Source organism: Chryseobacterium sp. P1-3 (assembly GCF_000738495.1).
GTDB lineage: Bacteria > Bacteroidota > Bacteroidia > Flavobacteriales > Weeksellaceae > Chryseobacterium > Chryseobacterium gallinarum.
Genome location: NZ_JPEQ01000011.1, coordinates 57,354 through 65,881 on the forward strand (window position 1 = coordinate 57,354; position 8,528 = coordinate 65,881).

Below are 8,528 nucleotides of genomic sequence, written 5' to 3' on the forward strand. Positions count from 1 at the left end.
AATATGATCAATATTAAAATCTGAATCCTCCATAGGAGTATGGTCATAGATTTTATCTTTATTTATTTCGAAAAACCTATCACTATCAGTGCAATAATAATATTGGTTGCCTTCTTTATTAATAGAAAGCCATTTACCAATGTATAAATTATTACTTACTTCTTCTGAATTTCCACTACTGTTCGTTTGTTTTTTTTTCCTCTTTGGATTGACATGAGTTTATTATAGAGAGGAATAATCCTATATATGATAATTTATTTAATATATTTCTCATTAATTAAACCTCTTTGTATTTTACCTATTTAATCTTTTTTTGTCAACACTAGCTCACTGTTATAATTCCATTTTTTATCAGCTACAATAGGACTTTTTAAATAGTATTTCCCCTCTTTATACAGGATAGTTCCCAGAGTGGTAAGATTAGAATGATCAGAAAAACCATCCCCATCAATTGCTTTTTCATATTTTAATATCAATTGCTTTCCACTTTCTTCTATTTTGCATAAATCGGTAAAGTAAGTTTTGTACCCCATTCCTGAAAAAGTACATTTGTCATTACTAATCTCAATATCATAGTCAATAGACATTTCTGATACATTGTCTAATTTCCCGTAATCTATATTTAAGTTGTAATTGCCCAGCCAATGATTATCGCTTATTTTTTGTGATTTGCTAATATTAATTTCAGATTCTGAAACTAAAGAATCTCCGGGCAATTTTTTATTCCAACCAACTTCTTTTGAAATGGTAACTGTACTTTCTTTTGCTTTTTCACAAGAAAACAAGCTTAAAATGCAGATGATAATTAGGTTCTTCATTTCCCCAAATCATTGTTTATATATGTTATTTTATCAAATTAATGATTTTATTATTGATCATTTTGTTATAATCTCCTTCAAAGAGTCCATTTTTATATTTTTTTGTAATATTCTATTTTTGATGTGGAAAACTCATAGTATAACTTGTCTCCTTTTTCATAATATTTTCCGTCAGAATAGTTGGGATAGTTTTTATAATCATTATCATTTTTGATAATATACTTATTAGGGATCTCTACTAAAATATTTTCACCTGATTCATAAAATTTTCAATATCTCTGAATAATTAACATTTGATTCTTCGTATTCAGGTTTCCAATACATTACCCTTTGTCCTAATGGATATAAAACTTTATTTTTATATAAATATAATTTCCAGCCAAAATGATTGTCACCATTTATAGGAAAGAATATTACATAGTTTTTGGAATTATTTGAAAAATAGACTGTAGGAGCTGAGGTTTCCAAATCTTCATTATTAATCTTTCTTATAATAGCTTTTTCTATATCATTAAAAATAAAAGTAATAAGTTCATATCTATTTTGATCACTTCCTTCAATAGTCGTATTTGAAACATTAAAATCTTTACAATTTAAACTGTAACCAGAAGGTTCAGAATTTTCTTGGTTACAATTAATTTTAGTTAATTGAATTAAATTATCTATAGTAATTGCTTTACTTGAGGCATCAGATCTTGATACTTCTTTTTCTATTTTTATACTTTTATCTTCCTCTTTTTTTTGTCCTTGACATGATAATAAAAAGAGCGAGATAAATATTGTTATTGTTTTTTTCATAACTATTAATTAATCCCAAAATTTTCATACTAGTGATCTTTATAATTAGTAGTCTTCAGGTGGACCAAATTTATCAAACTCAGATGCATAAGATATCATTTCTTTGATATGTGGTAGGTTATAGTAATTTTCTTTTTTAACTTGATTTTGAAAATTAATCCATAGAGTTTTAGGATATGTCAAATAACAGAAGCTTAAAATATTTCCCCACATTCCTTTGTGCCAATTGTCTGGTGATTCTTTCCAAAATTTTTGATGTGGGATCAGTAGTATTAGCAGCAAAAGCTATTATTTTAATAAGTTCTTCTTCTGTCCAAGGACTATTTTTATCATCATAAAATTTAATAATTTCTTGAGTGACATATTTTTCCAACGTTAAAGTATATTGGTTTTGTTGAGCAGTTGTGTTTTTTGTATATAGCTTAGGATTTCTGTATTAATTTGAAGTTTATTGTTTTTATCTTTAGTGAAAATTAAATGATCGGTAACTTCTTCCGGATTAGACTTATTTTTCTCCATTATCTCATGTATAGAGAAATTAGGAATGGTACTTATTTTTCAATTTATCTGTGCTTTCTTACAAGAAAACAGGCTTAAAATACAAATAATAATTATCAGGTTTTCATTTTTTCCTAAAGATATTTACAGGGAAGTTTATCCCAGCTGTTTTCTTTTTATATTCTAATGCTTATTAAGAATTTATTATCATGCCATCATTTTGAATTTTATATTTCTTTTTTGAGGAGTTTTTTTTCACTGATGTCTCTTCTTGTATATAGCTCAATATCATAATTTTCTGTAATTAAGAAATCATCAATTGTTTCGCCATCCATTTTTGCTATTTGTAATGATGAGATTATTTTATTTTTTATCTATAACTTTTAAATAATATCCTTCAACATCTGAATCTGTAAAAGCAAGAATTATTACTTGGAAATTATTAATTTTTGGAAGAATGAAAAATTTGGAAGGCTCTTCTTTAATGCCATAGCTTTCAAGAATTTTTTTTATTCTCAGGATATAAATAAGAAGGATATCTTCGGCTACATTCCATTTCATTTTCATTGCATATAGAATAATATTTATCAGAGTCAAAAGGTAAAGAACATACTTTAAAATTATTTTTAATTGTTGTTTCATTTACTTTAGATAGTTTTGATGCATCTACTTTTTTATTCTTTATGAGGCTTTTACTGAAATTTCTAAAAGATTCCTGAGCGTCAGGCATAAGTGTTTCTAAAATATTATCATTTTTTCCTTCCAGGTTTATCCTTTCTATCTCTCCCAGATTATTATAAATAAAATTATATTTTTCATAATAAGTGTCTGATAATTCTTCGTTGATATAATTCTCAACTTTAAACTTAACATTTACTATAGCATTATTTTGTTGAATACTTTGAAGAGTATATGTCATCGCACAGCCTGAACCACAACTTAATACAAAGGAATTATCAGATTTATTTTCGATTTGATCATTACTGTTATAGACCCTTGCTGTATATTTCTCGCAGGTTATTGCTAAGGAAAATAAACAGAATATTATTAGAAATACTTTATTTGTTTGCATATCTTTCTTAATTTCTTTTCACCTCCCGTTGTTCTGAAGAAGTTTCCCAAATGCCATTGGCATTGAGTTTATACTTATTCATATTAATATGACAGCATCCTACAATACTTTGAGTTGTTATTGTTTTATTTGTTGTATCAATATTTTCTGCCAACATTCCATGTTGTAACGGAAAAGATTCTACGGGAGTGAAGTTACCTTTTTCATCCTGAAAATAATATTCATATAATTTTTCGGCTCCTCCTTGATCCCAAACAATTGCAAAATCTTCTAGACCATCAAAATTAAAATCTTTTACAGAAAAACTGTCACAAGGTAAGTTACTGTAAGTTGCCCACGAATTTGGTTCAAAATGAATCTCCTGTGATTTTCCACTTTTTTTATTGGTTACAATAACCCATGCTGAAATTGGATATGTTTGTTCTTTTTCATTTTTATATTCTCCGGCTTCTAAAACAAAATTGTATTTGCTTGAAAGGTTATTAAAATCACACGATTTAGCTTTTGGCTGACAAGTTTTACTATCAATACTTTTTAATTTTTTTTCTGCAATAAAAAAAGTTTGGGCTATCCTTATTAAATTGGTATGATATGATACCTTTATTCTTGTCGACCCAGCTTAAAATATAATAAGAAGATTCTTGTTTATCTATATAGAAAAAAGTTTGATTTTCTTTCTCTTTAATATGATCAATATTAAAATCTGAATCCTCCATAGGAGTATGGTCATAGATTTTATCTTTATTTATTTCGAAAAACCTATCACTATCAGTGCAATAATAATATTGGTTGCCTTCTTTATTAATAGAAAGCCATTTACCAATGTATAAATTATTACTTACTTCTTCTGAATTTCCACTACTGTTCGTTTGTTTTTTTTCCTCTTTGGATTGACATGAGTTTATTATAGAGAGGAATAATCCTATATATGATAATTTATTTAATATATTTCTCATTATTTAATTATTAATTTTTTCTTATTTGAGTAACTGTGTAAAAATGACCGTTATAAACAGTTTTTCCTTTTAAGGAATAGTCTGTTTTATCAAAATATAAGCGATTATTATCACTTGCTCCTTTTTTCTTTATGGCTTGTTCCAACATCGTAAAAAATATAATAACATTTATTACCATCACATTTTCTCCCTACTATAACTACAAAATGATCAGTAGAATGGTCTGCATTATTGTTGATTTTGTATCCTAACCCATGATCTACTCCTACTTGTACCGGGTGGCCTTTTTCCAATTCACTATCTAAATATGAAACAGCATCTTTTGAAACTTGAGTATTGATATCTAACCTAGTATGAGTGTCGTTTTCTATTGCAGTTTGATATAATCTTGATAATGAAGTAGCTTTAAGACCACTATTAATTAATATATCATCACAAGTCTTTTTACAAGCCACCATTTGCCTATCACGTCCTCCCCATTTAGGATCAAATTGTGTCTGCCATTTTACCTTATTTCTCAAATCGATTTCTGACTTTCCACAGGATGATTCTACTGGATTACTTTTTTGAGAGGCTTCTCCACAACAATTATATCCAAATTCTTTTAAAAAACCCTTTTTTAAATGTAAAGGGCTTTTACCAGATAATTCTTCTTGATAAAATTTATCATATAATTCTAAAGCTTTTTCCATTGTTTCGATAGGTTGCCCATATCTTCCAGGAGGTAAACTAGCCCATTCATAACTTCCGTATTGTTCAGTAGCTCCTTTTATATCACCTTTTATTATCAAATCTAACATTCCTTCTCTTTTATGCTTAAAAAGTACTACACAGAATTTATCTTGACCTTCAGGTGAAAAATCTGTTATATTATAAGTAGTTCTTTTTTTAATCATATCCTTATCATTCCAAGTATATCCCATTACTTGATATGCTCCAGTTGCAGAACTATAGACTTTTTCTCCATTTTTCTTGGTATACCAAAAGATTTTAATGTTAGGATGTGTACTCATATTTTTGTTATGAGGAGGCTCAGTGAAATGGCTGCCTCCAAATAATTTAGTGTAACCACTTTCAAAATCATTTGGAATATAGACAATTTCCATTTTTTTTGTCTCTTTATTGCGCTTTTGAGATTTAATTATTTCTCCTGTACCTTCACCAATTCTAAGCATTCTCATATAAGCTCTTACTTTTGCTTCACACTCGCAAACCTTATTATCTCCCTGTGGCACCACCTTTTCATCCCCCACCTTCACTGCACCTTTATTCTCCACTATTTTAACCAGGGTACTGCCTTTTCTCAGCTTAGCGGTTGCCATAGAATAATCACCATCTGCATCGTATAAGACTTTTCCGTCCTGGTCCTTTTCTTTTACGATGGCATATACGGTCAATAAATTTACTTTATTTTTTATACCGTTCCATATAATTTTTTGTTTGATGATGCCATTCTGATCAGCTTTAACATTGGCCTGCTGTAATAGAAGAGGGTCTCTCCCCAGTACGGAATCCCTTATTTCCAGGAACAGGCTTTCATCAGGCTTTATTCCCCGGCTGTTGGCGTAGAAATAACTGATCTCATCATAATCTACTACCGTATGTTTTTCGCTGCCGTCTTCACTGCCTAACTTGGCATTAAAGATTTCTTTTTTGTCCTGGACATCCAGCTTATATGTTTTAGGGAATGGCAATCCTTCCCCAATAGCAACAACATCAGGCGCTGAAATTTTGGCATAAATCAATCCCTGGTTTCCCGCCTTATTTTTCATGTCAGCATCTAAGGTTACCGGAATCAGCCCTCCGTCATAAGCTTTGATGGTAATGGTTTTTACAGGGTCATCCTGTACCGTGTCACTATCCCAGAGTACAATGGTTAGCTTCTCATTCTCAAGACCTTGGTGATCAATGCGGATATTTACTTTTTGTCCCCAGCCCGCTTTGTCTATTTTACTTCCGTTGCTGTCTGTAAACTGGATATCATTAATTATGGGCTGTACTACATTTATGGTTTGGGTGGAACCTTTCCCTTTTATTCTGCTGGTAATGGTTAATGTCCCGGGCTTTTTAGGCGTAAAGTTGATGGACTTTCCGGTAACGGCATTGGAAAACCCTTGCCAGTGTACGGTTTCATTAGGAAGAAGGTCGGAAAATATCATTTTATCAACAGTAGCTGTAAGAGGTTTACCCACTTTTGGAGTACCGCTGACGGTAAAGCTTACCACATCATTTTCCTTCACCTCAAAATGCCAGTCATCATCTTCTTTTTTAGCGTTTTTTCCGGTAGCATTGGCCACCATGCTGTATGCTTCCACAACATGTTTTCCTGGAGTAACCCGCGACCCTGGAATGGTAATGCTTTTCCCATTCCCGATCAGTACACCGTCCAGGTTCCATTTAATGTCTGAAGATTCCCCCGGAGTCAGGCCAAAAGGAGAGTTGTCATCTCCAAACTTATATTTCATTTTGGTAACACTGAACGACATGGAGGTTCCGGGCCTTACAACCTCCGCACCATGGCTGATGCCTAAAACTGCATTGCCTTCACTTTCCCCGGACATCTTTTTTTCTATGGCTTCACCATTTTCATTGATATAACGGGCCAGGATGGTGTATTTAGCCTTGGTGTTCTGAGGAATAAAGGTAAGGGTGCCCCCAATGATGTGAACGCCATCTGTAATGGCATTTCCACTTCCGTCAAATACCGCCAGCGTCAGCCTGGATTTCTCCTCTTCCGTAAGATCAGGGATCAAAAACTTAGCCCTGAAAACCGAAGGAACACCCCTTCTGAATTTCCTGTTTTTAGAAGGATCGATACGGGTGGTAAAATCTCCGGAGGTGGATTCCAGCTCGAGCAGGGTGTTTTCTACTACCTCAACGTCAATGGAGCAGGAAGGGTCACATTTATCATATTTTCCTTTTTCAAATTCAGGGGTTTTAGGTTTTCCGTATCCTTCAATCCTGAATTTTCCCAATCCTTCGAAACTCTGGGAAAATTCTGTCCCGATTTGTTCTCTTAAAAAGATTCTATTCTCTTTCTTACCCTGGTGGTCACTGTAAACCACCCATGAGGTGAGCTGTTGGTTCCCGCTTTTCAGATTGGCTTTGAAAGAAGCTTCTTCATCTTTACGCAAGTACACAACCCCACTTTTATTTTTGGAATCTATTGCTTTAAAGGTAATCCTGTTTTCTATCTGGGCTAAGGCAATAGACGTTACAGAAGGATATTCCTCCTTTTTCTTAGGCATATCTACTGCCGGGTTAACCATAGCGAGTTCCGCCGGGTTGGTATTGTCTGCATGGGCATTGCTCACGGAGTCCGTCTGTCCATGTTTGAATATAGTGATTTTCCCGCCGGTCATACAGGGAAGTTCGGATATTTCAGTAAGTGTATTTTTTCCTAATACCCGGGTGCTGTCATAGGTTTTATTCCACTTTGGAGCCGGGGCAACCGCACAGGGAAGATAGCCTCCCGGGGATGGTTTCAGGGTACATTTTCCAAAAGTGGCTGCAGGAGGGTTGAATGTTTTATCTTCTTCGGTTGCCGCCAGTTTTCCCTGTTGATCGTTCAAAACAATAACGGAATGGGTGGTTACCTGTAGGTCCGCTGTTTGTTTTGGGTTTTCGGCTTTATCACAAACACATTTGGCGCCATGCACCACAAAGTATTTTCCGTCGTGGTCGCTTTTGGAAGCCTGTTCGTTTTTCTTTTGCTCTTCTTCTTTCTTTTTTTCCTCTTCCTGTTTCTGCTCTGCTGTTTTTTGTTCTTCTTCGGGATCAGGAGGTGGTGTTTCACCATTAAGGGCGTAAACCTCGTCAGGCGGAGGGGTCATCAGGGAAAACCCTGTATAGGGAGTATTGCCAACCTTCGTTCCGGAATTGGCATTATGATAATCTTTGAGTTTCGTCCAGTCTTTGATACCCAGTTTCCTGGCGATATCCTGCAGCGTTTCTCCGCTCTGAACCGTATATGGGATGGGTGCTGACATATTCTTATTTTGTTTCTATGGTGATTGTTTGCAGGTAATAAAATTTATCCTCTGCTTCTATACAGACAATGGCTTCAGCTTTTTTTTTTATTCTTCCGGTTTTTACCCCGTGTAATTTGATGGGGGCCGAAAAACCCCGTATAAAAATGGAATCATTTACTTGTCAAAACTGTATAGTAATAGCAACCTTGGGATTGATCCAGGGGTCTGTCTGTTTTTTTGTTTTTTTAAGGTATCGGCAGCGATGGGGTGCCGGTTCAGAATTAGCTACAGCTGAATCTCCCATTTTTGTTTTCGCAAAGATTCTTTTATTGTGTTCATCTTTAAACTCTTCTCTCTTTTTCTTTATTTTTGAGCACAGCTTCCCAAGAAAAAGAAGACCTGATACAGCTACTAT

At 33.5% G+C, this 8,528-nt stretch carries 8 protein-coding genes; all 8 read right to left on the reverse strand.

The window, feature by feature from the left end; genetic code table 11:
• Window positions 1-302: 302 nt before the first annotated feature.
• Window positions 303-818 (reverse strand): DUF5991 domain-containing protein, encoded by a 516-nt coding sequence (locus HX13_RS16160; protein ID WP_050021941.1) that lies wholly within the window; start codon window positions 816-818, stop codon window positions 303-305.
• Between the two features lie 258 nt (window positions 819-1,076).
• Window positions 1,077-1,616: a hypothetical protein gene (locus HX13_RS16165; RefSeq protein WP_050021942.1), complete on the reverse strand. Its 540-nt coding sequence runs from the start codon at window positions 1,614-1,616 to the stop codon at window positions 1,077-1,079.
• 169 nt (window positions 1,617-1,785) lie between these two features.
• Window positions 1,786-1,989 carry a hypothetical protein gene (locus HX13_RS16170; RefSeq protein WP_050021943.1) on the reverse strand — a complete coding sequence of 68 codons (204 nt, stop codon included), beginning with the start codon at window positions 1,987-1,989 and terminating at the stop codon, window positions 1,786-1,788.
• Between the two features lie 621 nt (window positions 1,990-2,610).
• Window positions 2,611-3,186, reverse strand: coding sequence for a hypothetical protein (locus tag HX13_RS16180; RefSeq protein ID WP_128572448.1), 576 nt, complete (start codon window positions 3,184-3,186; stop codon window positions 2,611-2,613).
• A gap of 7 nt (window positions 3,187-3,193) precedes the next feature.
• Window positions 3,194-3,790: an XAC2610-related protein gene (locus HX13_RS26435; protein WP_410493150.1), complete on the reverse strand. Its 597-nt coding sequence runs from the start codon at window positions 3,788-3,790 to the stop codon at window positions 3,194-3,196.
• Window positions 3,711-4,142 (reverse strand): hypothetical protein, encoded by a 432-nt coding sequence (locus HX13_RS16185; RefSeq protein WP_050021946.1) that lies wholly within the window; start codon window positions 4,140-4,142, stop codon window positions 3,711-3,713. The genes HX13_RS26435 and HX13_RS16185 overlap by 80 nt, the downstream gene beginning before the upstream one ends.
• A gap of 110 nt (window positions 4,143-4,252) precedes the next feature.
• On the reverse strand, window positions 4,253-8,131 hold the full coding sequence (locus HX13_RS16190) for a PAAR-like protein (protein ID WP_050021947.1): 3,879 nt from the start codon (window positions 8,129-8,131) through the stop codon (window positions 4,253-4,255).
• A gap of 163 nt (window positions 8,132-8,294) precedes the next feature.
• A partial coding sequence (locus tag HX13_RS24615; RefSeq protein ID WP_050021948.1) for a hypothetical protein occupies window positions 8,295-8,528 on the reverse strand: 234 nt, incomplete at its 5' end.

Bases quoted from the DNA above. Each gene is read 5' to 3' on its own strand.
- HX13_RS16180 (WP_128572448.1), bottom strand. From the start codon at position 3,186: ATGCAAACAAATAAAGTATTTCTAATAATATTCTGTTTATTTTCCTTA.
- HX13_RS16165 (WP_050021942.1), bottom strand. From the start codon at position 1,616: ATGAAAAAAACAATAACAATATTTATCTCGCTCTTTTTATTATCATGT.
- HX13_RS16185 (WP_050021946.1), bottom strand. From the start codon at position 4,142: ATGAGAAATATATTAAATAAATTATCATATATAGGATTATTCCTCTCT.
- HX13_RS16160 (WP_050021941.1), bottom strand. From the start codon at position 818: ATGAAGAACCTAATTATCATCTGCATTTTAAGCTTGTTTTCTTGTGAA.
- HX13_RS16190 (WP_050021947.1), bottom strand. From the start codon at position 8,131: ATGTCAGCACCCATCCCATATACGGTTCAGAGCGGAGAAACGCTGCAG.